23 protein-coding genes are annotated in these 21,431 nt (G+C 69.4%); 13 read left to right on the top strand and 10 right to left on the bottom strand.

Annotated elements, in window-relative coordinates:
• Nucleotides 1-84 precede the first annotated feature (84 nt).
• From P3102_RS24805 to P3102_RS24780, 6 genes are all read left to right on the top strand, one after another.
• Nucleotides 85-777, top strand: a complete 693-nt coding sequence (locus tag P3102_RS24805) for a Crp/Fnr family transcriptional regulator (RefSeq protein ID WP_276362194.1) — start codon at nt 85-87, stop codon at nt 775-777.
• Between the two features lie 85 nt (nt 778-862).
• A complete protein-coding gene (locus P3102_RS24800; RefSeq protein WP_276362193.1) occupies nt 863-1,561 on the top strand; it encodes a Crp/Fnr family transcriptional regulator in 699 nt (232 codons plus the stop codon).
• A gap of 139 nt (nt 1,562-1,700) precedes the next feature.
• Nucleotides 1,701-3,212, top strand: coding sequence for a hypothetical protein (locus P3102_RS24795; RefSeq protein ID WP_276362191.1), 1,512 nt, complete (start codon nt 1,701-1,703; stop codon nt 3,210-3,212).
• 25 nt (nt 3,213-3,237) lie between these two features.
• Nucleotides 3,238-5,166, top strand: coding sequence for a hypothetical protein (locus tag P3102_RS24790; RefSeq protein ID WP_276362190.1), 1,929 nt, complete (start codon nt 3,238-3,240; stop codon nt 5,164-5,166).
• Between the two features lies 1 nt (nt 5,167).
• Nucleotides 5,168-5,416: a hypothetical protein gene (locus tag P3102_RS24785; RefSeq protein WP_276362188.1), complete on the top strand. Its 249-nt coding sequence runs from the start codon at nt 5,168-5,170 to the stop codon at nt 5,414-5,416.
• Entirely contained in the window at nt 5,413-6,666 is a 1,254-nt protein-coding gene (locus tag P3102_RS24780; protein WP_276362187.1) for a CHAT domain-containing protein, read from the top strand. Before P3102_RS24785 ends, P3102_RS24780 begins: the two co-directional genes overlap by 4 nt.
• Before the next feature lie 113 nt (nt 6,667-6,779).
• Here the strand turns inward: P3102_RS24780 and P3102_RS24775 are convergent, their stop codons facing one another.
• The 3 genes from P3102_RS24775 to P3102_RS24765 all read right to left on the bottom strand — a co-directional run bounded on the left by P3102_RS24775 (nt 6,780) and on the right by P3102_RS24765 (nt 9,170).
• Nucleotides 6,780-7,868 carry a hypothetical protein gene (locus P3102_RS24775; protein WP_276362185.1) on the bottom strand — a complete coding sequence of 363 codons (1,089 nt, stop codon included), beginning with the start codon at nt 7,866-7,868 and terminating at the stop codon, nt 6,780-6,782.
• Entirely contained in the window at nt 7,865-8,557 is a 693-nt protein-coding gene (locus P3102_RS24770) for a hypothetical protein (protein ID WP_276362184.1), read from the bottom strand. Before P3102_RS24770 ends, P3102_RS24775 begins: the two co-directional genes overlap by 4 nt.
• 88 nt (nt 8,558-8,645) lie before the next feature.
• Nucleotides 8,646-9,170 carry an EF-hand domain-containing protein gene (locus P3102_RS24765; protein WP_276362182.1) on the bottom strand — a complete coding sequence of 175 codons (525 nt, stop codon included), beginning with the start codon at nt 9,168-9,170 and terminating at the stop codon, nt 8,646-8,648.
• Nucleotides 9,171-9,319: 149 nt separating this feature from the next.
• Here P3102_RS24765 and P3102_RS24760 point away from each other — a divergent pair, with 149 nt between their 5' ends.
• The 3 genes from P3102_RS24760 (at nt 9,320) to P3102_RS24750 (ending at nt 10,314) form a co-directional block, all read left to right on the top strand.
• Nucleotides 9,320-9,526 carry a hypothetical protein gene (locus P3102_RS24760; protein WP_276362181.1) on the top strand — a complete coding sequence of 69 codons (207 nt, stop codon included), beginning with the start codon at nt 9,320-9,322 and terminating at the stop codon, nt 9,524-9,526.
• Between the two features lie 77 nt (nt 9,527-9,603).
• Nucleotides 9,604-9,780 carry a CsbD family protein gene (locus tag P3102_RS24755; protein WP_276362180.1) on the top strand — a complete coding sequence of 59 codons (177 nt, stop codon included), beginning with the start codon at nt 9,604-9,606 and terminating at the stop codon, nt 9,778-9,780.
• A 201-nt stretch (nt 9,781-9,981) separates the two neighbouring features.
• The gene (locus tag P3102_RS24750) at nt 9,982-10,314 is read left to right on the top strand and encodes a helix-turn-helix transcriptional regulator (protein ID WP_276362178.1); all 333 of its coding nucleotides are present in this window, start codon (nt 9,982-9,984) and stop codon (nt 10,312-10,314) included.
• Nucleotides 10,315-10,475: 161 nt separating this feature from the next.
• Here P3102_RS24750 and P3102_RS24745 read toward each other — a convergent pair whose 3' ends face one another.
• Both P3102_RS24745 and P3102_RS24740 read right to left on the bottom strand, forming a co-directional pair.
• Nucleotides 10,476-11,066, bottom strand: coding sequence for an ATP-dependent Clp protease proteolytic subunit (locus P3102_RS24745; RefSeq protein ID WP_016335566.1), 591 nt, complete (start codon nt 11,064-11,066; stop codon nt 10,476-10,478).
• The gene (locus P3102_RS24740) at nt 11,063-11,689 is read right to left on the bottom strand and encodes an ATP-dependent Clp protease proteolytic subunit (protein WP_276362172.1); all 627 of its coding nucleotides are present in this window, start codon (nt 11,687-11,689) and stop codon (nt 11,063-11,065) included. The genes P3102_RS24745 and P3102_RS24740 overlap by 4 nt, the downstream gene beginning before the upstream one ends.
• Nucleotides 11,690-11,850: 161 nt before the next feature.
• Between P3102_RS24740 and P3102_RS24735 the strand changes: the two genes are divergently transcribed.
• Nucleotides 11,851-13,407, top strand: coding sequence for a helix-turn-helix domain-containing protein (locus P3102_RS24735; RefSeq protein WP_276362161.1), 1,557 nt, complete (start codon nt 11,851-11,853; stop codon nt 13,405-13,407).
• On the opposite strand, the gene P3102_RS24730 is transcribed toward P3102_RS24735, so the two are convergent.
• From P3102_RS24730 to P3102_RS24720, 3 genes are read right to left on the bottom strand one after another with little or no spacing between them, the layout of a single operon-like run.
• Nucleotides 13,395-14,264 (bottom strand): polysaccharide deacetylase, encoded by an 870-nt coding sequence (locus tag P3102_RS24730; RefSeq protein ID WP_276362159.1) that lies wholly within the window; start codon nt 14,262-14,264, stop codon nt 13,395-13,397. The two genes, P3102_RS24735 and P3102_RS24730, sit on opposite strands and share 13 nt — an antisense overlap.
• The gene (locus P3102_RS24725; RefSeq protein WP_276362157.1) at nt 14,261-15,388 is read right to left on the bottom strand and encodes a tRNA-dihydrouridine synthase; all 1,128 of its coding nucleotides are present in this window, start codon (nt 15,386-15,388) and stop codon (nt 14,261-14,263) included. Before P3102_RS24725 ends, P3102_RS24730 begins: the two co-directional genes overlap by 4 nt.
• Entirely contained in the window at nt 15,385-15,999 is a 615-nt protein-coding gene (locus tag P3102_RS24720; RefSeq protein WP_276362156.1) for an urea carboxylase-associated family protein, read from the bottom strand. Before P3102_RS24720 ends, P3102_RS24725 begins: the two co-directional genes overlap by 4 nt.
• 215 nt (nt 16,000-16,214) lie before the next feature.
• Here P3102_RS24720 and P3102_RS24715 point away from each other — a divergent pair, with 215 nt between their 5' ends.
• The 3 genes from P3102_RS24715 (at nt 16,215) to fahA (ending at nt 18,843) form a co-directional block, all read left to right on the top strand.
• Nucleotides 16,215-16,748: a MarR family transcriptional regulator gene (locus P3102_RS24715; RefSeq protein WP_276362154.1), complete on the top strand. Its 534-nt coding sequence runs from the start codon at nt 16,215-16,217 to the stop codon at nt 16,746-16,748.
• Nucleotides 16,749-16,831: 83 nt separating this feature from the next.
• Nucleotides 16,832-17,671 carry a hypothetical protein gene (locus tag P3102_RS24710; protein WP_276362152.1) on the top strand — a complete coding sequence of 280 codons (840 nt, stop codon included), beginning with the start codon at nt 16,832-16,834 and terminating at the stop codon, nt 17,669-17,671.
• Nucleotides 17,668-18,843: a fumarylacetoacetase gene (fahA, locus tag P3102_RS24705; RefSeq protein WP_276362150.1), complete on the top strand. Its 1,176-nt coding sequence runs from the start codon at nt 17,668-17,670 to the stop codon at nt 18,841-18,843. The genes P3102_RS24710 and fahA overlap by 4 nt, the downstream gene beginning before the upstream one ends.
• A 281-nt stretch (nt 18,844-19,124) precedes the next feature.
• Here the strand turns inward: fahA and P3102_RS24700 are convergent, their stop codons facing one another.
• Nucleotides 19,125-20,432, bottom strand: a complete 1,308-nt coding sequence (locus tag P3102_RS24700; RefSeq protein ID WP_276362148.1) for an ABC transporter substrate-binding protein — start codon at nt 20,430-20,432, stop codon at nt 19,125-19,127.
• Nucleotides 20,429-21,430 carry a branched-chain amino acid ABC transporter permease gene (locus P3102_RS24695; protein WP_276362147.1) on the bottom strand — a complete coding sequence of 334 codons (1,002 nt, stop codon included), beginning with the start codon at nt 21,428-21,430 and terminating at the stop codon, nt 20,429-20,431. The genes P3102_RS24700 and P3102_RS24695 overlap by 4 nt, the downstream gene beginning before the upstream one ends.
• Nucleotide 21,431 lies beyond the last annotated feature (1 nt).

Below are 21,431 nucleotides of genomic sequence, written 5' to 3'. Positions count from 1 at the left end.
AACGGGGTGGACCGTAACGCCTACGTCATTTCCTGCGAGCTTACTGGCGTGAAATCGGATGTTCGGGAAGGGCCGGGATCAGCGATGACCGTCCGCGCTCCGCTCCCGCCGGACCGAGGGCTGTGCGCCGCGGTGAATCCCGGGACCGCCGCGGGCCTTCTGCGGATCGGCACGGGACGCTTATTCCGGTCCGGGGACGTGCTGGTGCGCGAAGGGGAATCGACGACGTTCGTCGTGCTCCTGCTGGAGGGGTGTGCCAAGGTGACCGCGACCACCGCCGACGGTGGCCGGGCGCTGCTGGCGATCCGGGGGGCCGGTGACCTGATCGGCGAACTGGCCGGATTCGACGGTGAACCGCGTTCGGCCACCGTGACGGCGGTCGGGCGGCTGCGCGCCCGGGTGGCGCCGCGCGCCGAGTTCCACCGGTTCCTCGCGGAGCATCCGGACGCGGCGGTCGCGGTCAGCAGGCTGATGGCCGCCAAGCTGAGATGGTCGACGGAACGGCGGGTCGACTTCAGCGGTTACGACGTCGCGGTACGCCTGGCACGGGTCCTCGTCGCCCTCGTCGCGACCCACGGCACCCACACCGCGCGGGGGTGGGAGATCGGGTTCCCGCTCACCCAGCCCGAACTCGCCGCGTTGATCGGCGCCGCCGAACCGACGGTGCACAAGTCGCTCACCGAGCTGCGGCGGCGGGAAATCCTCGACACCGGCTACCGGCGCATGACGATCGTGGATCTTCCCGCGCTGCGGGCGGCCGCCGTCCTGCCGGCTTGAGGCGAGTACGCCCGGCGGCGGTGAACCGGGCGAATCCCGTGCCAGCACGGGGTTCGGTGGGAAGGCACCCGGCAAAGTGCAGCCGGTGAACGTCGAGGAATGGCCACCGCGCTCCCTGCTGGGCGTGCTCGGTCGCCGGAGCAAGGAAACACTGCTCGGTCTCGGTACACCGATCACCTACCCGGCCCATCAGCGCATCGTCCGCCAGGGCGAATCGGCGCGGTACACCGTTCTCGTCCTCGCCGGTCTGGTCAAGATCGTCGTCGGCACCGAGCGCGGCAAGGACGTGGTGATAGCCGTCCGTGGCCCGGGCGACCTGATCGGGGAAATGGCGGCGCTCGAACGCCGACCGCGGTCGGCGCATGTGATCGCGTGCGTCCCGGTCCAGGCGAAAGTGATCCACAGCAGGGATCTGGTGGAGTTCCTCGAACGCAGCCCGGAGACTTCCCTTGCCCTGGCGAAGGTGCTGAGCGGACGTTTGCGCGGTTCCGACCGCCGGGGTGTCGACCTGATCGCCTACCCGGCCCCGATCCGGATCGCCAGGACGCTGCTCGAGGTCACGGGGAGATGGGGTGAAACCCCGGCCGCCGGTCAAGGGCTCGCGATTCCGTTGTCCCAGCGGGACATCGCCTCCTTGGCGGGAACCGGGCTGAGCTCGGTGGAGAAGGCCTTCCGTCAACTGGAGGAAGGTGGTGCCCTCGACCGGCACTATCGCCGTGTCCTGATCACCGACGTGGACCGGCTGCGGCGATTCGGCGAACTTTCTGACGAGATCCCGTACTAGTACGGGGTCACCCGGCGCGTTCTGTCACACAGTGGGGCCGTCATCGTTCCGCCACCGCCAAACGATGGACTTCGCCCGCGTCCGGGCGCGTCCGTCCGGGCGAAGGCGTTACGCGCAGACCGCGCCGAAAGGGTTCTCGATGCCGGCTCCCCGCGACAGCTTCCAGATCGTGCGCAAGGTGGTCAGCAAGTTCGATCCGCGGCGGGCGGGGCCGGGGCCCGGGACGGAGGTCTTCGCCCGCGCCCATCCCGAGACCGTCAGGGTGACCGAGAGGTACTACTGCAAACAGGAGATCTCCCGGAATTCGTCGACGGGGTACAGCCAGGCTCCCGACGGGGAGATCGAAATCGTCGTGCCCTACGACGGTGCCGATCACTTCACGCGTGAGGCCTGCGAGGACGTCGCGGCCGCTCTTCTCCGGCAGCCCTCCGGCGAGGCGGTCAGCGCGTTGATCGGGCACGTGGTCTTCGCCCGGCATCAGCAGACCGACCTGGGGGAGCGACTGGGTCTCGACGACACCTACGGTTCGCTCCCGATCCGCGTGCCGGTGGCCGGGAAAGACGGCCCGGGTGAGGTGGACGAGCTGAGCAGTGACCGGCATGCCTGCACGATCAGGCACGACTACGCGCCGGGCCGGCTCGATCTGATCCCGATCGACGTCCAGATCGAACTGATCGATCCGGACACGATCAGCGACTTCCGGGGCCTGCCGATGAGCGGTGAGGGCGGCGTGGATTTCGCGAAACTGAGCCAGCAGCCGAACTTCGAGTCGTTTCTCCTGCTCGTGCTCCAGGTCAGGGTGGTCCTGCCGTGGAAGAACGATCGGGAGCCGCCAAGGCCGGTCATCGATCGGATCGCTCTCGATTGGCCGTCGATCACCTCGCTGCACGCGCTCACGCTCAGTCTCCCGGAAAGCGGACGGGAATCGGTGCCGATCACCTACAACCCGGTCGGCCGCAGCATCGAATGGCGGAACATCCCGATGAGGCGGCGGCGGCGACCGGAGGGGCGTGAAGGGGAACTCGAGTTCGTCACCGAGAAGATGTTCCTGTCGATCGAGCAGCCCGGCGAGTTGTATCAGCAACCGAGCCTGGACGGCCGGGTCGAGGTGAAGATCCCGGACTGCCTGCTCTCGGGGATGAGAAGCAGGGTGTTCGACGGTGCCGGGCGCAAGGCCGACTGCGACGGCCACGAAGAGGTCAGCTGGATCGGTTCACGGGTTCATTTGATCCTCGATGACGCGTTCGCTCGTCGCCAGCTGAAACCACATCAGCATCTGTATTTCGACGAGGTGATCCCGGAGGACGCGCGGATCGCCGATATCGAAAACGCCCTTCGGACCCGTGGTTTCACCGTCCGGTTCGACAGTGTTTCGGACAACGGGACGAATCGTCAGTGGACGGGGGAGGCGGAGCGGTCCGAAGGGCCGGAGAAGATGAAGTTGACCTTGTACGTCGACGGCACCCGGCACGAAACCGAACGACGGGTCCAACGCGGTGGGAAGACCTACAAGACGACCTTCCCGAGTGGCGAACTCCGGTTGTTCATGTCCGGTGCGCTGCCGAGGACGAGCCGGGTGATCACCCGGGAGATGAACGCACTGCACGCCATCCTCCGGGACCGTTTCGCCAGCATTCGCGCCACGCACTGACCCGTCACGAGAGGAATGCCGAGAAATGTCGATCACGATCCGGGCTCGCGCGCCCCGGCCCCGGTGTCATCGTTGCGGTTCACCGAAGATCGCGGCGCTGTGCCACCACTGTGGACGCCCGCTCTGCCCTGAGCACCGTTCGGGCTCCGTCCTCACCAGCGAGTTCGGCGACCTGGGCTTCCAGAAGGCCGAACCCCAGCACTGCGCGGACCACGAACACGTGGTCAAACCACCGATCGACAAGTACGTCTGGCTCGGTGGGGCGGTGGCGGGACTCGGTCTCCTGCTCATGTTCGTCTGGATGCCGCTCGGGCTGGCGCTGCTTCTCGCCGGGCTGGCGGGCGGCGGGCTGGCCTGGTACGAAAACCACCGCCGGATCGCCACGGCGCTGGCGAACCGGCCGCCGTTGCCGGTGGTGCCGAGTATCGATTCCATCCGGGTCCGCGAGGTCGTGCAGGGCAGTCTGACCCTCGACGAGCACGGTACCTACCACAGTTCGATGACCCCGGTCGAAGGCGAAATCGCCCTGGACATGACTTTCGGCCGTCCTGACCAGGACCGTCTCGGCGCCTATCGCCACAAGTTCCGGCTCGACGAGGGGGAGGACATCGAGTTCTCGGCCGGGTACGCGGTCCTGACCGGCAGGGCCGGGCTCGAGTTCGTCGACCCCGGGTTCCGGCCCCCGGTGCTGCCGCTGTCCGGGTTCACGAGCGAACATCCTTTCCTGGCCGGGCGGGACAGCCGAGCGGGCGCGAAATGGCGGTTCAGGCTCGCTCACCGGCTGTCCGGCGGGCTGGACGTCGACAAGATCCCGTTGTGGCTGACCCCCGCACTGGTCCCCGAATCGGATCAGCGCGCGCTCCAGCTTGATCTGCAGTGGCTGGGCAACTGGCCCTCGGACGAGGCGACCCTCGAGGCGGACCGCGTGGAGCGGCTGACCTTGTACGTGCCCGTTTCCTGGGGGAACATCGAGTTCGCTTCCGAAGGGCCGACGGTGAGCAGCCAGGCGGACCCGGAGACCGGCGGACGGCTGATCGAGTGGAAGCAGCTGCCACTCGGGGCCAAGGCCGATCACCGGCTCACCCTGTCGGTGCGGTTCGAGGACCGGATCCAGCTCAGCGACGTCATCACCGGTTCCATGGTCGTCTCGTTCAAAGGGGCGCTCTCCGGCCTCGAGGGCGTCGACTTCCATCATCCGATGGGCGGCCCCCGGAACGGTGACCACCGGGACATGGAGGTCAAGACCGAGGTCACCGCCGGCATTTCGCTGAGTCTGAGCGGGGTGCGTTATCAGGACGTGCGAGTCGTACCGGACCAGAAACGCGACGACCTCGTGCAGTGCCCGGAAAGCCGGGAATTCCCCGGCGTGATCCCCGACCACGAAACGCTGATCGCGCTGACGGACGCGATGAGCGAAAGCGGCTACTACGTCAAGTGGGTCATCGGCCACTCCCCGCGCAGCGGGGATCGGGCGAACGCCCTCACCCGTGCCTGGGACATCGGTGGCCGGCTTTACGAAGGGGTGTACCCGGTCGATTTCTACGTCGGGCTCGCGGGTGACGAGATCTACGGCGGAGACATCCACGCGATCGCGGGGAACAGCAAGGTCCGGCTCTCGGTCAAAGGCGCTTACGCGAGCGAAGAGATGGAAGAACGGATCAAGTCCGTCTGGTACGGCCTGAGCGACATAGTCAGCGAAACCCTCCAGGAACGCAAGCGCCCCGAAGCGAACGGCCGGGCCGCGGACGATTCGTACCGGCCTCGGCACGCCGGACGGGACAGTGGTGAGGCGTCCACCCGATCGCACGAAGTACACCGGCGCCGGAGGGACTTGAGGGACGCCGTGCTGGAGGGACGCATCTCGGAACAGCTCTTCCGGCAACTGGACGCCGAACTCGAGAACGAGCAGGCCGTGGCCGACCGGCGAGGCGGCTCGTGGGAAGAGGAGGACTGAGATGGTTTGGGAATGCGGCGACTGCAACGCCCGCGAGGACGAAGAGAAAGGCGTGGCCGTCGACGCGGTCTGCCACCACTGCGGCAAACCGTTGTGCCGTGAACACCAGGTGATCGTGGGAATCGACGAAGCCTTCGCCGCGCCTCCGGAGGTCCTGCCGGTCCCGGGTAACCGCTCCGCCGTGCACTGCGACACCTGCAACCGGACGCATCACGTACGGGCGACCTTGCTCGAAGGGATCCACGGATGATCACGGCAGAGGTGCTCACCGACGGGTTGAACGTCGGCCGGGCCACCGACCTCACCGTCCGGCTGACCAACCACGGGGCCGGGGTCTGCACCAACGTCGTGTTCACACTGCGGTTGCCGCCGCAGGTTTCGGCCGTGCGCGGCAGCAAAGAGCTCGAAGTGGGCAGGTTGGCACCCGGGGAAAGCCGCAGCGCCGTCGTCCGGGTCCGCCCGTTGCGGGCCGGGTCCTGGACGGCGGGTGCGAACTTCTCGTTCCGTGACCCCCGCGGAGCCGCCTGCCGGGTCCCGGACTTCAGCGCACCGCTGGTGGTCGCCCCGCCGGTCGAGGAGATCAAGGCGCCGCCGCCGCGGTTCGAGGTCGCGCTGGCCACGCCGGTCCTGACCCACGGCGAGTGGGACATCCTGCGCGGGTCGCTGACCAACATCGGCCCGACGCCGATCGAGTGGGGGAAGGTGAGCCTGCGGGGACCGTTCACAGTGGACCCCGGCGGGACTTTCGCCGAGTTCGGGAGTTTGCCGCCCGGTGGGCAAGCGTCGTTCGAGTTTCCCTTGCGGGCAAGCGAAGCCGGCCGGGAGGTGCCGGTGCACGTGATGGCGGTCTGTGCCGACAGGACCGCGCAGCGGGTCCAGATCTCCAGGAGATTCACGGTGCAGGTCAGCCAGGCGGGGAAAGCGGACTCCGGGCAGATCCGGATTCTCTACCTCTCCGCGAACCCGGACAGCGAACAGCGGCTCAGGCTGGCGAGAGAAGTCCGCGACATCAAGGAGACCTTGCGCAAGAGCGCCCATCGCGAGCGCTTCGAACTGGACGATCACGGAGCTTTGCGACCACGGGACCTCACTCAGGCGTTGCTCGATCACAAGCCGCGGATCGTGCACTTCTCCGGGCACGGCGACGAAGACGGCCGGTTCATCGCCGAGAACGCCGGTGGCGGGCAACAACCGCTTCCGGTGACCGGGGTCGCCGCGTTGTTCGCGGAGATGGCGGGCACGGTCGAGTGCGTCCTCGTCAACGCTTGCTACAGCGAGACGATGGCGAAGGCGCTGTCCGAACACATCGACTACGTGATCGGGATGCGCAGCTGGATCGGGGATCGATCCGCGATGGACTTCAGTGTGGGCTTCTATCAGGCGCTGGCGGCCGGCTTGGCGATCGAACCGGCGTACCGGCTGGCGAGGGCGTCGATGATGACCGGCGACGGTCACGGGCGGGGCGGGGAGGTCCCGGTGCTGTTCCGCAAGGAACACTGAGGGAGTTCCGTGAAGGTCTCCTTGAGGGACTCTGGGTCCCTCAAGGAGACCTTCACGGATGCCGGAAGCCCACCGGCAGGCTCGGTGGCAGCGATGGCGCGGGTGACGCCGGCTCAGCGTCCCGGCACGTGCACCCTCGCCCGTTCGGCGAAGTTCTTCTCCGGTATCCGTACCTCGACCGGCTCGAAGCTCGCCGGGTCCAGCGAGGCCGATCCGTCCGCGATGACGTCGGTGAACAGCACTTCCGGAACGATCAACGCGAAGTCCGCGTCGCTCGCACGCAGGAGCGCGGCGCGGACCTGAGCGCTGTCCAGCAACCGGTGCACGGCTATGGGCGCGTGGCCGATCCAGCCGTTGACCCCCGCCGCCACGTGCCCGCGATGAAGCGCGACACGCAGCCGAAGCCGGGCATGCGGGCTGAGGTCCGCGTTGGTCACGGCGAGCGCGGTCCGCAGCCCGGCCACGAACCGGGGAATGACCACCGATTCGTCGATCCCGGCGGGGAAGATCGCGAACTGCCCGTCGCCGGAATGCTGGAGGTCGACGTTCGCCTCGCGGAGCCCGGCCTGCTCCCGGGCGTGGACGAGCACGTCGAGAAGCCGTTGCTGGGAACGGGCGGCTTCGCTCGTGGTGAACCGGCTGTAGGACTCGGTGTCCACGGCGACGCACAACCGCACGGCCGGCGTCGCGAGATCGGTAGCGGGCGTGGAGGGGACCACGGCCGGTGCCCAGCCTTCCGGTGGCGGTGTCTCGAACCGGACCGGTGGGCAACCGCCGTGCGCGCGGCGCGGACGGCCGCGACCGGTCAGGACGGTGGCGTCCAGCCGGACGAAACCCGACAACATCCTCAGCTCCGCCGGCGCGCGGAGCAGGGCTCGCACCGCTCCGGCGGCCGGTATCGGGGTGTCTCCCAAAGGATCGCCGAGCAGCCAGCCACACCCTCCGGGTGGTTCGCCGACCGCCATCGGACTGCCCGGCTCGACGGCCTGCCCCGCCGCTTCCGGCACTTCGATCCGCGGGTCGTCGAATCCCATGACGAGGTGTGCCGCCACGAACGGCATCTCACTCCGTGCCTGCTCGAGCGTGAACCGCCCATGCACCTCGAAGTACCCCGGACCGGCGGGTGCGGACGCCGGACGCGTGTGCGGCAGTTCGAAGCGGACCCCGCCGAGCCGCGCGTCGCCACTGACGATGCCGATCATCGCAGCGAGGGAAGGTCGGCGGCGATGCGCGTCGATCCGGCCAGGAACGCGCTCTGCGGCGCGATGAGCGCACGGCCGAGGCGGCCGTGGGTGATGTCGGCGAAGCCCGCGCAGATCACTCCCGGGCACCCGTCGTCGTGTCCCGCCTCGACCAGTTCCCGGCGTAACCGGACGGCTTCGGGCGACCGTGTCGCCAGTTCGTACACCTCGAAATTACGCAACTGCAGGTACGGCTTCCCGGGTACCGCGCCGGGCCCTTCCCGCACCGTGCGGATCGGATCGAAGGTCAGCGACCCGAGTGCCGATCCCGGTGCGCCGAGGCCCACTTCCGACATTTCTTCCCGCAACTCCCGGCGCAGGCATTCGGCGGCGGTTTCCCGGTACGCGCCGGTGTCGAACCATTCCCGGAACGGGCGCAGGGAATCGGCCGGGAGCAGTCCCCGGAGGTCGCCTTTCATCCGATCGGCGCCTTCGGCCGTACGATCGGGCCGGAATCCCCAGGATTCGAGGATCCGCCCGGCGGGAGGATGGATCTTGACCACACCGCCGGGTGGCCCGTAGGAACTGGGCCGGGCCGGTGAATCGAACAGCACGTACCGGTCGTCGTCGGTCACCCGCAGCAAGGCACTGAAGGAAACCCGGATCGGATGATGTCGCTTCCTGGCTCCGAAGACCGCTCGAAACGCCACGATCAGCTCCTCCCACGCTGTCGTCTCCACGATGTCACAGAGCGCGGGAACACACAGCGGCCGGAACAAGAGAAGCCGAGGAGAAGCGTCAGGCCGCGAGTGGTCCGAAGACCAGGGTGCCCGGCGCCTCGGCGTCGTCACCCGCCCAGAACTCCAGCCACAGCGCGGCGAACTCGTCACGGGACAGCATCCCGTCGCCGTCGGAATCCAGCAGCGGGAAGGTGGTGTCGGTGTCGGTCGGGCGGCCGTTCCACACCTCGATCAATTGGTGGTACTCCGCCGCGGAGATGAGGTCGTCGCGGTTCTCGTCGATCGCTTCGAACATCGCGTCGGCGGTCGCGGTCACGGCTTCGGGCGTGTCCGGCAGCTTGTCCACCACCAGCAGGACCTCGTCGAGGGTCACCTTGTCGTGGCCGGCATCCGAGGCTGCCAGCAACGTCGTCCACCAGCTCAGCATGATTCCGGTCAGCCTGCGCTCGTCACCCGGCCCGCGTCGGCGCGCCCAGCGCTCGGCCAGCGCCTGGAAGTCCTGCTCCCGAAGGAATCCGTCGCCGTCGGCGTCCATCGCGGCGAAGACGCCCGAGATCTTGCGCCGTTGCAAGTCGCTAGCCATGCGTCCGAACGATAGAACCGGACGCAGTAACGGCACATCGGCCATTCAGGGGCCCGGCGAGCCACGATCGGGGGACGGCGGTTCACTCGTCATCGGTACGTCCATAACGACCGGTACGGCCGGACCTCGGACTCACCCGGAGGAGAAGCATGACAGCCGAAATCGAGCGGGCGGCGCACGCCTACTGCCCCGTCTGCAACCCGGATCCCGGCCTCGGTGCGCGGGTCACCGCGCTCTGCGGGGCCGTCCATCCGTACTGGGGCCGCCGCGAACGGCCGGTGAACAACTGCCCGGCGTGCGAAGCGCTCACCGCGAAGACGGTGTACCCGTGCGGCCATACGGGGAGCGAGAGATGAGGGCCACAGCGGATACCCCGTTTTCGGACGCGGAGGCTGGGTACCCCGCAAATAGCGGACAACGAAGGGAGGCCCTGATGAACGACAAGGCCGAGAACAAGGCGGAAGAGCTCAAGGGCAAGGCCAAGGAGGCCGTGGGGAACGCCACGGACAACGAGCAGTGGCAGACCGAAGGCAAGGCCGAGCAGGGCAAGGCCAACGTCAAGCAGGCCGGCGAGAAGATCAAGGACGCCATCAAGGGCGTCCGCGACTGATCTCCCGCGCTTCCAGCGTGTGAAAGCCCTCTTCCCCGATTGAACCGGGGAAGAGGGCTTTCACGCGCGAATTCGCGGGTGAGGTCCGGCTCATGGACTGCCGGGGCTTCGGCATCGAGGCGCGGCGCCCTGTTCCGGGGCCCGGTTTCGCCTTGAGCGGAACGGCGCCCGTGGGCGCCGGCGCGCTGTCACGATGACCGTATGGCGGACATCCTCCCTTTCCAGCCGAAGCGTTCCGAACCGGAGCCGTTGTGGCGTGACGTACTGGGCAAGAACCTGCGCGCCGCGCGTGAGGAACAGGGCGGCCGCCTCGTCGACGTCGCGGAACGCGCCGGGATCTCCCCGCAGTACCTCTCCGAGATCGAGCGCGGCCGCAAGGAACCGTCCAGCGAGATGATCGCCGCGGTCACCGGCGCGCTCGGGATCGACCTGGCGGACCTCCTCTTCGGTATCGCGGGCACGATCAGCCGGGGCGGCAGCACGGGCCTCGCGGTCGGCCGCCGCCCGCGAGGGCCGGTACTCATGGCCGCGTAGGCGCTTTCCGGTAAGTCTTGTCGGCGGTCTTCGCGCCCAGGGGTTCCCTGACGGCACGGACGGGTCTGTCGAGTACGGACCCGGTCGGAGGCCGAGCCGCCCGCACCGCCGGGAACTCCCTGGAACACGAAGCCCGCCGAAGGGACTCACCGGACAAGCGCCTATGCGCGTTCGTCGAGCACGCGGTCCGCGAGTCCGTAGGCGACGGCACCGGCCGCGTCGAACACGCGGTCCCGGTCGGTGTCGTGCCGGAGATCCGAGACGGCCCGGCCGGTGTGCGCGGAAAGGATCTCCTCCAACTGCGTCCGCACCCGCACGACCTCGTCGGCCTGCAGGATGAGGTCCGGGATGGTGCCGCGGCCCTGCGCGGCGGGCTGGTGCAGCACCACCCGGGTGTGGGGCAGCACGAACCGGTGCCCCGCCTCGCCCGCCGCCAGCAGGATCGCGCCCGCCGCCACGGCCTGGCCGACGCAGGTCGTCGCCACCGGTGCCTTGATGAAGCGCATCGTGTCGTACAGCGCGAGCATCGCCGACGGGTCGCCGCCCTCGGTGTTGATGTAGAGGTTGATCTCCTGCTCCGGGTTGTCCGCCTCCAGATACAGCAGTTGCGTGATCAGGGCGTTCGCCACGCCGGAGTCGATCGCGGTGCCGAGATAGATGATCCGCTCCGACAGCAGATGCGAGTAGACGTCCATGATCCGCTCGCCGGCGGGACTGCGGGAGATGACGTTGGGGATGGTGTAGGTGCTCATACGCCCGCACCCCTTTCCGTGCCGAGGCCGAGTTTGTGCGTGCGGACGGGGACGACTTGGTCGAGGCTCTCGACGATGTGGTCGATGAAGCCGTATTCGCGTGCCTGCCCGGTGGTGAACCAGCGATCGTGGAGCGAATCGGCGAAGATCCGGTCGATGGGCTGCCCGGTGTCGTCGGCGATGAGGCCGAGCACCGTGTCCCGCGTGTAGCGCAGATCGTCCGCCTGCACTTCCACCTCGACGGCCGAACCGCCGATGCCCGCCGAACCCTGGTGCATCAGGATCCGCGCGTGCGGCAGGGCGAACCGTTTGCCAGGGGTGCCCGCGGAAAGCAGGAACTGCCCGGCACTGCACGCCAGCCCCAGCGCGAGGGTGGCGACGTCGCACGGCACGAGCCGCATCACGTCGCGGATGGCCAGCATCGAGGGGACCGAACCGCCCGGCGAGTGGATCCACAACGCGATGTCCTTGCGGGGATCCTCGCTCGCCAAGGACAGCAACTGGGTGGTGAGGACCGTGCCGTTGTCGTCGTCGAGCGCGCCGTCGAGGACCAGCACACGCTGGCTGAAGAACCGTTCCCGGAGCCGTTGGTCGAAGAGTGGCTGTTTCTCGTAGTCGGTCATGTCCCGACCATGCCGCCGGGGCGCGGGCGTCCGCCGGTTTCTCTGCTGTGAGCGGATCAGCCCACAGCAGGATGTTCGGCCGGGGCGAACCAGACGGCGCCCGCCAGGACGGCGCCCGCCAGGACGGCGGAGAAGGTCAGCGGACACCTATATTCACCATCATGCTGACCTTGGCGGCGCTGGTCGAAGACGCGGGTCTCGGACTGCGGGTGGTCGTCCCCGGCCGCGACGGGGCGCTGACCGGGCAGGTGTTGTGGGTGCACAACACCGAACTGCCCGATCCCGGACCGTACGTGCGCGAGCACGAGGTCGTGCTGACCAACGGCCTGTGGCTGGACCGCGTCGCCCCCGCGGAGTTCGTCGCGCGGGTGGTCGGCGCCGGAGCGGCGGGGATCATCTTCGGGCTGCGTGTGGAGCAACGCGACACCCCGCCGGCGCTCGCCGAGGCGTGCCGGGAAGCCGGGTTGCCGCTGCTGGAGATCTCGGTGGCGGTGCCGTTCACGGCGGTCACCCGCGCGGCGGCGGCGATCCAGGCCACGGATCGGCAGAACGCGTTGATGTCGCTGGTACGCCGAGGAGACGAACTCACCTCGGCGCTGTCGAGGGGTGCGGGCGCGGCCGGGGTGCTCGCGGTGCTCCGCCGTGAGCACGAACTGCCGTTGGCGGTGGTGGACCGGATGGGACGGGAACTCGCGTCCGCCGGTGCCGAACTGGACGCCGGGCAGTCGCGCGCCGCGGCGGAGGCCTTGGCCGGGCGTCCGCCGCCACTGGAGGCGGATCTCGGCGCGGGGACCCGGGCGGCGTTGTTCCCGGTGGGCGCGATCGGTGACGCGGACGCCGCCCTGCTGTGCCTGCGTCCCGCGGCCGACCTGACGCGCGAGGAGCGGGACGCGCTGGAGCAGACCGCTCGCTACCTCAGCCTGGAGGTGGCCCGGCATCAGGCGGTGCAGGCCATCGAGATGCGGTTCGCCGTCGAACTGCTGGACATGGTGCTCTCCGGCGCGCAACGCGTCGCGGAGGTGCCCGGCAGGTTGCGGGCGTTCGGGGTCGATCCGGACGGGCCGCTGGCGGTGATCGCGCTGGCGTGCGCGGGTGACGCCGCGACGCCGCACGGGATGGCGGAGGCCGTGACGGATTTCCTGCTGGCGGACGGGCTGCCCGCGGTCGTGGCGGCGGGCAGCCAAGACGTCGTCGCGGTGCTGCCGTTCCGGCCGGGGAGGCAGTCGCCCGCGGCGTTCGCGCCCCGGCTGGCGGCGGCGGTGTCACACCGGGTCGACGGCGGGCGCGTGGTCGTCGGGCTCGCCGATCCCGTGTCCGGCGCGGCGGGACTGCGCGTGCCGTTGTCGCGCAGCCGCGAAGCCTGCCGCGTGCTTCGCGGCAGGCGTGGCGGCCCGGTGGCGGCGAGTTTCGCGGAACTGGGCAGCTATCGGCTGCTGCTGGAATCGCACGACGAGCAGTGGCAGCACACCTTCGCCGACGCCTTGCTCGGCCCGCTGCGCGAGCACGATCGCGTCCGCGACGGCGACCTGGAGACGACCCTGCGGGCGTTTCTCGACCACGACGGCCAGTGGGCGGCCACCGCCGCGGCGCTGTACGTGCACGTCAACACCCTGCGCAACCGGCTGGCCAAGGTCACCGAGCTGACCGGTCGTGACGTCGGCCGGACCGCGGACCGGGTCGACCTGTTCCTGGCGCTGGAGGCGGCTCAATCCGGATAGACCGCCGGGTCGATTTCCAGGCGCCGCAACGATTCCGTGGGCAGACCGGGATCGGCCAGCGCCGCGGCCGCCACGTCCCGGCACCGGGCGAACCGGACGTCGCCGAGGCCGAGCCCGAACTCGACGAGCGCGCGCACCGCGGCGAGCCGTCCGGGCCTGCCCGACAGGAACGGGTGCAGGCACAGGTTGAACAGGCAGCGATAGCGGCGCATCGCGTCGAGTTCCGCGCGCCACAGCTCCAGCACCCGCACCGGGGAGGTGATCACCGAGCCGATCTCCGGCGCGGGAAGGAACGCGTACTGCTCCCAGTCGTCGAGCGACCAGTGCACCGGCAGCTCCGCGATCCGGCCCGCCCCGGTCTCGAGCAGATACGGCCGGTCGTCGGCCATCAGCGAGGAGTCGTAGCTCAACCCGTGCTCCGCCACCAGCGCCGGAGTGTCCCAAGTGGACTCCCAGCCCGCCGCGCGATGCCCGCTGATTTCGATGCCCTGTTCGGCGAAGACCGCCATGCCGCGCTCGAAATCGGCACGCTGTTCGGCCGCGGTCATCGCGGTCGGCGGCCGGTGGCTGTAGGAGTGGTGGGCCACCTCGTGCCCGCGTTCCACGATCGCGGCGGCGAGGCCGGGCCGCTGTTCGGCGACCCAGCCCGGCACGAAGAACGTCGCGGGCACGGCCAGTTCGTCGAGCAGGCCGAGGATGCGCGGCACCCCGACCCGGGGCCCGTACGCCTGATGGGACATGGTCGACAGGTGGTCGGCGTAACCCCGTCCTCGCGCGAGGATCGGGGTTTCCGCGTCCACGTCGAAGGTCAGGGTCGCCACCGCGGCCGCGCCGCCGTGCCAGCTTGGTTCCGTCACGCTTGCCGACTTTCCCGCCAGCGGCGCGCGTTCGCCACCGTGACCGTCGGGGAGACCATCGCCCGGTCGAACTCGGCCAGCGGTTGCGCCGCGGCGACGCGGGCGGGCAGATCGGGGTTCGCCAGCGCGCCGTGCCCGAGTGAGAGCAGGTCGGCGTGCCCGACGGCGAGGACCTCGTGCGCCTGGGTGAGGTCGTGCATCCCGCCGTTGGCGATCACCGGCAGCCCGGTGACCTGCCGGGCGAGGGCGGTGATGGTGCCACCGTCGGCCAGTTTCGCCGTTTCGAGCCAGTTCCGGCCCTCGCTGGCGATGTGGAGGTACTGCGCGCCGGCCTCGGCGATCGCGGCGAAGATCACCTCGGCGTCGTCGCGGCCGCCGGGCCAGCGATAGGTGAAGTCGTTGACCTTCGTCTGCGACAGCCGCACGCCGGTGACCAGCTCCGGCACGGCCTCGGCGACCGCGGTCACGACGCGCGCGGTCAGCCGGATCCGGTTCGCGACCGGCCCGCCGTAGGAGTCCGTGCGGTGGTTGGTGTAGTCGGTGAGGAACTGGTCGAGCAGATAACCGTTGGCCGCGTGCACCTCGACGCCGTCGAACCCGGCCTGGCGGGCACGCACGGCCGCGGCCGCGAAACCGTCGACGACGTCGTCGATCCCGGCGGTGGTCAGCTCGCGGGGGACCGGCCAAGGACCGGAGCCGCCGTACGCGCGCATCATCTTCCCGCGCGGCTGGACGGCCGAAGGAGCGACGGCGGGGACTCCGTGTGGATTTCCCTGGGAGATCGCCCCGGCGTGCATGAGCTGGGCGATCATCCGCCCACCCGCCGCGCGTACACCGGCGGTGACCACGCGCCAGCCCGCGACGTGTTCGTCCCGCGCGAGTCCCGGCTGGTCGAGGTAGCCCTGGCTGGCCGCGGTGTCAGGGTAGGTGCCCTCGCTGAACACCAACCCGAAGCCACCGCGGGCGAATTCGGCGTAGTAGTCGGCCATCTCGCCGGTCGGGGTGCCGTCCGGGCTCGCGGAGACGCGGGTCATCGGGGCGACGGCGTACCGGTTGCGCAGCGCGAGGCCGCCGAGCGTGATTGGGGCCAGCGCGGGGTGGGCGTGTCCGACGGTCGTGGTCATGACGGGGTTCCTCCAAAGGGGATGGTTTCGATGGCGAGCGGGGTGAGTCCGGCGTCGCTGATGCGCACGAGATCCTGTGGGCAGGCGGAGACCACGACGACGCAGTCGAGTTCGGCACGCAGGGTCACCGCGTCGCCCGGCCGCGAAGACGCGGTCAACCAGCTCAGGTGTCCCCCTTCGCCGACCGGGACGCGCATGAAGACGTTGATCGGCTGCGGCGTCGGACCCGGGAAACCCAGGCCGGCTTCGCCCAGCGCCTCCCGCAGGTTCCCGGCGCAGGACCGGTGGCCCGGCGCGCCCAGCGCGGCGTACCGGGCCGGGTCGCAGGCCGGGACGAGCATGTCGTGCTCGCCGGGTGAGGTGTCTTCGACCAAGGTCAGGATCGGGCGGCGCAGGTCGGTCAGGAAGGACTCGCCGACCACGGGGAACAGCCGGTCGATCCCGGCGCGGGTGTGCGCCGCGCTGTGCTGTTCGGCCAGTTCGGCCCCGGTGTCGGTGAACGCGAACACGTCGCCGACCTGGCCTCCTTCGACGTCGACCACCCGGACGAGATCTCCGGCGGCCACCCGGACGGCCCTGGCGGTGCCCGAGGGCACTTGCGTTCTGTTCATGGCTTCAGCAAACCGGCAGAGACAGGCAATTCGCTATGGAGAAACATCCAAGATCATGGGTTTGCAGTGGAGGAACTTCCAGGCAGGTGGCAAGGTCGCCTAAGCGGCGGACTCGAGCTGGGCCGGAGCGGCACCCGAGACGCACTGTCACACCTTCTTGCTCCGCGATAGTTTCGATTTTGACCATTTTCGTGGAGCCGGGTTAGGGTTCGGCGATGGACGCTGTGGATGCGGCCGGGCTCGACTTCTGGTCGTTCGTGGCGCTGGCGAACCGGCGGCTCGCGCAGGAGTACGGCTTCCGGCACCAGCTCGCGACCGAGGTGCTGCTGACCCTCAATCGCGCCTCCGACCTGGTGACCTACGATCTCGAAGCCGCGGTGCACCGGCCACGTGGCCGGTCGTGGTCGGCGTTCCGGCTGCTGTTCGTGGTCTGGCTGGCCGGACCGCTCGAACCGACCGGCGCGGCCCGGCTGACCGGGATGAGCCGGGCGGCGGTGTCGAATCTGGTCAAGACGCTGGTCGCGGACGGGATGCTCCACCGGGTCCCGGACGAGCGCGACGGCCGTTCGGTGCAACTGTCGCTGACCGAGGCCGGGCACGAGGAGATGGTCTCGGTCTTCCGCGAGCACAACGAGCGCGAATTCGGCTGGACGAACGCGCTGACCGAGACCGAACAGCGCATCCTCGTCCTGCTGCTGGGCAAGCTGATCACGAGCCGCGCCGAATTCGGCGCCCGGAGCCGCAAGTAGGCCTTCCCGACATGACGAAGACCGGACTACGCTGCCCGAAGAGTAGTCAAAGTGTGAACTAAATCGGCGAGGAGGAGACCACGGTGGACGGCGGACGAATTCCCGCGCTCTTCGCCGGGCTGTGCGACGACGCCGCGGTGTTCCCGCCGGGCCTGGCCCCGCTGCCGGACGCCGTCGCGGCACACGACGAGCACGTCTCCGCCTGGTACGCCGACCTCGTCGGCCCGCTCGTCGTCGCCGCCCCCGCGCTCGGCGACCTCGCAGGCGTACTGGGTGACCGGGAGACGCCACTGCCGGTCTCGGTGACCTTGCCCGGCGGGCCCGCGCAACTCGACGGTGCGCGCGAAGCCGTCGCCTCGCTGCCGGTGCGCCTCGACGCGCTCGAGATCGCCGTCCCGGAGGGGATGGGCCCGGACGAGGTGCTCGCCGCGATTTCCGGCGTCACCGCACCGGTTTTCGTCGAGATCCCCCGAGACGACCGGCGTCTCCCGCTGCTGACCGCCCTTTCCGGCACCGGCCACCGCGCGAAGTTCCGCACCGGGGGCGTCCGGGCGGACCTGTATCCCGGCGAAGCCGAACTCGCCGCCGCGGTCCGGGCGGCCGTCGGAGCGGGCGTTCCGTTCAAGGCCACCGCCGGACTGCACCACGCCCTCCGCAACACCGACCAGGAGACCGGCTTCGAACAGCACGGTTTCCTCAACCTGATGCTCGCCACCGACGCCGCCCTCACCGGCGGTGACACCGAAGCCGTTCTCGCCGAACGAGACGGCGCTGTCATCGCCGGACGGCTTCGGGCACTGGACGCGGATCGCGTCGCCGCCGTCCGCGCGGCGTTCACGTCGTTCGGCACCTGCAGCATCACCGACCCCCTGACCGAACTGGCCGGACTCGGCCTGCTCGAGGCGCCCCGAGGAGAGGCATGACCACGATCGACATCCCCGCAGGCTCGCTGTTCGGGATCGACAACCTGCCGTACGGCATGTTTTCCGTCGACGGTGCGTCCCCGCGCGTCGGCGTGCGCGTCGGTGACTCCGTCCTCGACCTGGCCGTGGCGCTCGGTGACGACGTCTTCGCCGCGCCGACGCTGAACCCGTTCATGGCGCAGGGACACGACCGCTGGGTGGCGGTCCGGGAGCGGATCCGCGACCTGGTCGACGGCGAGGTCCCCGGCGACGCGGTCCACGCGATCGAACGGGTGACCCTCCACTTGCCGATCGAGGTCGCGGACTACGTCGACTTCTACGCCTCCGAGCACCACGCCTCCAACGTCGGCCGGTTGTTCCGTCCCGACGCCGAACCGTTGCTGCCCAACTGGAAACACCTCCCGGTCGGCTACCACGGACGGTCCGGCACCGTTTTGGCCTCCGGTACGGACATCGTGCGCCCGAGCGGCCAGCGCAAGGCCCCCGCCGACCGGGCGCCGGTGTTCGGGCCGAGCACGCGGCTGGACATCGAGGCCGAGATGGGGTTCATCGTCGGCACCGGAACCCCGCTGAACGCTCCGATCACACCGGATGCCTTCCCCCGCCACGTTTTCGGCGCCGTCCTGCTGAACGACTGGTCGGCCCGCGACATCCAGGCGTGGGAATACGTCCCGCTGGGCCCGCACCTCGGCAAGAGCTTCGCGACGTCGATCTCTCCTTGGGTGGTGCCGATCCTGGCGCTGGAGGCCGCGCGGGTCCCGCTGCCCGGCCAGACGGATCCGGAGCCGCTGCCCTACCTGAGGGAGAGTGACTCGTGGGGCCTCGACATCGACCTGGTCGTCGAATGGAACGGCGAGGAGGTCAGCCGCCCGCCCTTCCGCGAGATGTACTGGTCGCCCGCGCAGATGCTCGCCCACTTGACGGTCAACGGCGCCTCCTCGCGCACGGGCGACCTCTACGGCTCCGGCACCATCTCCGGGCCGGAGAAACGCCAGCGTGGCGCGTTCCTCGAATTGTCCTGGGGCGGCAAGGAACCGCTCACGGTCAAGGGGGAGGAGCGCACCTTCCTGCTGGACGGCGACGAGGTCGTGATCACCGGGACCGCCCCCGGCGCGAACGGCTCGCGGATCGGGTTCGGCGAGGTGCGGGGACGCGTGTTGCCGGCGAAGTGAGCCGACGGAAGCTTGCGGGGTAAGGCAAACTTGGCGTACTGAAGTCGGAGGCAGGCGCGAAATCGCCGAAGGGCCTGGCGTGGCTCTGACAGTCCACAAGGGACATCACAACCCCAGTGCCCGCTAGGCCGCCGCCGTGGTTCTCTCTCGCAGGGGTACATGAAGGCCCCCTTCCTTGCGCTAGACGCAAGGAAGGGGGCCTTCATGTACCCCAATCGCCTCAGGCGCACCGGCGCAGCCGCTGAGACCCGACTTTCACCCTGCCCGAAGTACGTGAGGCATCAGCCGCCGGGGATCCCGTTGGGCGGCGGCGCGTCGTTCGCCGCGGAGTTGTCCGCCTTGATGGGTGCCTCGCCGAGGTCGGTCACCAGTACCGGCGTCAGGTCCTTGGCGACGCCTCCCTTGAGCTCGACCACCGACATACCGGAGATGCCGAGGTGGCTGTCGGCGGAGTAGCGGAACGGCGCCAGCCCCGGGCCTTCGAACCCCTTCCCGGACTGCTGGATCACCTCGACGACACGTTCCCGCGTCAGGTCTTTTCCGGCCGCCTGCAACGTTTGGACGAACGTGTACGCCTGCGCCATCCCGTAGATGCGGTAGTTCGTCAGGTCGCCGTCCTTGCCGTGCGCCTTCCAGACGTTCTGCCACAGCTTCGTCCACGCGTTGTCCGGCGCGTCGACACCCGGCAGGTACTCGGTGGTGACGACGCCGTCGATGAGTGACGCGCCGTTGGCCACCTTGCCTTCGGAGAACCGCGCGAGCAGCGAACCGACGAGTGCCGGATCGGAGCCGACGTTGCTGTAGAACCACTTCGGCTTGAACCCGATCTTCAGCGATGCGAGCTGTGACAGCGCGGTGTACGACGGGACGGTGAAGCCCAGCACCAGATCCACGCCCGCGGCCTTGAGTTTAGCGATCTGCGGAGCGATGTCGGTGTTGCCAGGGGAGTACTTCGCGACCTCCACGATCTGGTCGCCGAGGTACCGCCGGGCGCCCTTCTCGCCGTCGCGGCCGAAGTCGTCGTCCTGGAGGAACAGGCCGACCTTGGCGTTCGGCAGGTTCTTCCGCACCCAGTCGCCGACGATCTTGCCTTCGATCTCGTAGTCCGGCTGCCAGCCGAAGGTGACTGGCGCCTTCTGGGGATCGTCGCCCCAGCGCAGCGAACCCGACGACACGAACAGGTCCGGCACCTTCGAGGTGTTCAGGAAGTCGACGACGGCGCTGTGCGTCGGTGTGCCGAGGCCACCGACCATGGCGAAGATCTCGTCCTTGAGCACCAGTTCGTTGGTGACGGCGCCGGTGTTGGTGGGGTTGTAGCCGTCGTCCTTCACCACGAACTCGATCTCGCGGCCGTTGACGCCGCCGTTCGCGTTCACGTAGTCGTAGTAGGCCTGATGCCCGCTCGGAATCTCGCTGTAGCCCGGCGCGGCGACCCCGGTCAGCGGGAAATGCGCGCCGATCTTGATGGTCGTGTCGGTGACACCGACCGTCGAACCCCGCTGCTCGCCCTCGGGTCTGCCGCCCGCGCCGCAGGCCGCGGTGACCGTGACGGCCACGAGGACGGCCACGGCCTTGGTCCAGCGTTTCATGAAGTTCTCCTCCGGTGGATGAGTTTCCGCAGCCCCCCGGCGAGGCCGGCGGGGGCGAGCAGCACGATCAGGACGGTGACCAGGCCGTAGCTCAACGGCGCCAGCTGCGCGGCCCGCACGTCGGAGAGGCCGAGATCCGTGCCCGCGCCGGTCACCAGCGGCGGCAGGAAGGTCAGCAGCGCGGCACCGGCGAGTGCCCCGGTGAGGCTCCCGAGACCGCCGAGCACCACCGCGGACACGAGCAGCAGCGACAACGTCAGCGCGAACCCGCTCGGCGCCGCCAGCCGCGCCGACAACGCCATCAACGCTCCGGCCAGGCCCGCGCATCCCGCGCTGACGACGAACGCCCGCACCCGCGTGCGGCCGAGGTCGATCCCGGCCAGTTCGGCGGCCACGTCCTGGTCGCGCACCGCTCGCCAATCACGTCCGACGCGGCCGCGGGAGAGGTTCGCCAGCAGGACGAACACGAGGACCACCGTGAGCCACGAAAGGTAAGCGAGATAACGAATCGACGTGAGATCCTGGCCGGTGACGAAGTACGCGGCGTCGGCCAGCGGGCCGGGTATGTCCGGCATGCGCACGGGCAAGCCCTGCTCGCCGCCGAGCGCCTCGCCGAAGAACAACGGGATGCCGGGCACGGCGACGGCGAGCGCCAGTGTCGCCCCGGCGAGATACGGTCCGTGCAGCCTGGCCGCGGCGACCCCCACCAGCGCCCCGACGGCGAGCGTGATCACCATCGCCAGCAGCAGGATCACCGGCAGCGGCAAGACCGCCGACTTCAGCAGGAGCGCCGTCGAGTACGCGCCGACGGCCATCAACGCGCCATGCCCGAGCGAGAGCTGCCCGTTGAGTCCGGTGAGGACGGTCAGACCGCCCGCCGCGATGGCGAGGTACGCCATCGTGGTGAATTGCGCGGTGAGGAACGGCCCGGAATTCTCCAGGACGAGGACGACGACGACCAGCGCGGCGAGCGCGCCCAGCAGATGACCGCGCAGCAAG

This window comes from Amycolatopsis sp. QT-25 (assembly GCF_029369745.1).
Lineage (GTDB): Bacteria > Actinomycetota > Actinomycetes > Mycobacteriales > Pseudonocardiaceae > Amycolatopsis.
This window is presented reverse-complemented; position numbering and strand designations above follow the sequence as displayed.

Excerpts from the sequence above, each read along its gene's own strand:
- fahA (WP_276362150.1), top strand. The coding sequence starts at position 17,668 with ATGACCACGATCGACATCCCCGCAGGCTCGCTGTTCGGGATCGACAAC.
- P3102_RS24735 (WP_276362161.1), top strand. The coding sequence starts at position 11,851 with ATGCTGACCTTGGCGGCGCTGGTCGAAGACGCGGGTCTCGGACTGCGG.
- P3102_RS24740 (WP_276362172.1), bottom strand. The coding sequence starts at position 11,689 with ATGACCGACTACGAGAAACAGCCACTCTTCGACCAACGGCTCCGGGAA.
- P3102_RS24780 (WP_276362187.1), top strand. The coding sequence starts at position 5,413 with ATGATCACGGCAGAGGTGCTCACCGACGGGTTGAACGTCGGCCGGGCC.
- P3102_RS24795 (WP_276362191.1), top strand. The coding sequence starts at position 1,701 with ATGCCGGCTCCCCGCGACAGCTTCCAGATCGTGCGCAAGGTGGTCAGC.
- P3102_RS24750 (WP_276362178.1), top strand. The coding sequence starts at position 9,982 with ATGGCGGACATCCTCCCTTTCCAGCCGAAGCGTTCCGAACCGGAGCCG.
- P3102_RS24715 (WP_276362154.1), top strand. The coding sequence starts at position 16,215 with ATGGACGCTGTGGATGCGGCCGGGCTCGACTTCTGGTCGTTCGTGGCG.
- P3102_RS24745 (WP_016335566.1), bottom strand. The coding sequence starts at position 11,066 with ATGAGCACCTACACCATCCCCAACGTCATCTCCCGCAGTCCCGCCGGC.
- P3102_RS24775 (WP_276362185.1), bottom strand. The coding sequence starts at position 7,868 with ATGATCGGCATCGTCAGTGGCGACGCGCGGCTCGGCGGGGTCCGCTTC.
- P3102_RS24725 (WP_276362157.1), bottom strand. The coding sequence starts at position 15,388 with ATGACCACGACCGTCGGACACGCCCACCCCGCGCTGGCCCCAATCACG.
- P3102_RS24765 (WP_276362182.1), bottom strand. The coding sequence starts at position 9,170 with ATGGCTAGCGACTTGCAACGGCGCAAGATCTCGGGCGTCTTCGCCGCG.
- P3102_RS24790 (WP_276362190.1), top strand. The coding sequence starts at position 3,238 with ATGTCGATCACGATCCGGGCTCGCGCGCCCCGGCCCCGGTGTCATCGT.
- P3102_RS24755 (WP_276362180.1), top strand. The coding sequence starts at position 9,604 with ATGAACGACAAGGCCGAGAACAAGGCGGAAGAGCTCAAGGGCAAGGCC.
- P3102_RS24785 (WP_276362188.1), top strand. The coding sequence starts at position 5,168 with ATGGTTTGGGAATGCGGCGACTGCAACGCCCGCGAGGACGAAGAGAAA.
- P3102_RS24700 (WP_276362148.1), bottom strand. The coding sequence starts at position 20,432 with ATGAAACGCTGGACCAAGGCCGTGGCCGTCCTCGTGGCCGTCACGGTC.
- P3102_RS24760 (WP_276362181.1), top strand. The coding sequence starts at position 9,320 with ATGACAGCCGAAATCGAGCGGGCGGCGCACGCCTACTGCCCCGTCTGC.
- P3102_RS24805 (WP_276362194.1), top strand. The coding sequence starts at position 85 with ATGACCGTCCGCGCTCCGCTCCCGCCGGACCGAGGGCTGTGCGCCGCG.
- P3102_RS24720 (WP_276362156.1), bottom strand. The coding sequence starts at position 15,999 with ATGAACAGAACGCAAGTGCCCTCGGGCACCGCCAGGGCCGTCCGGGTG.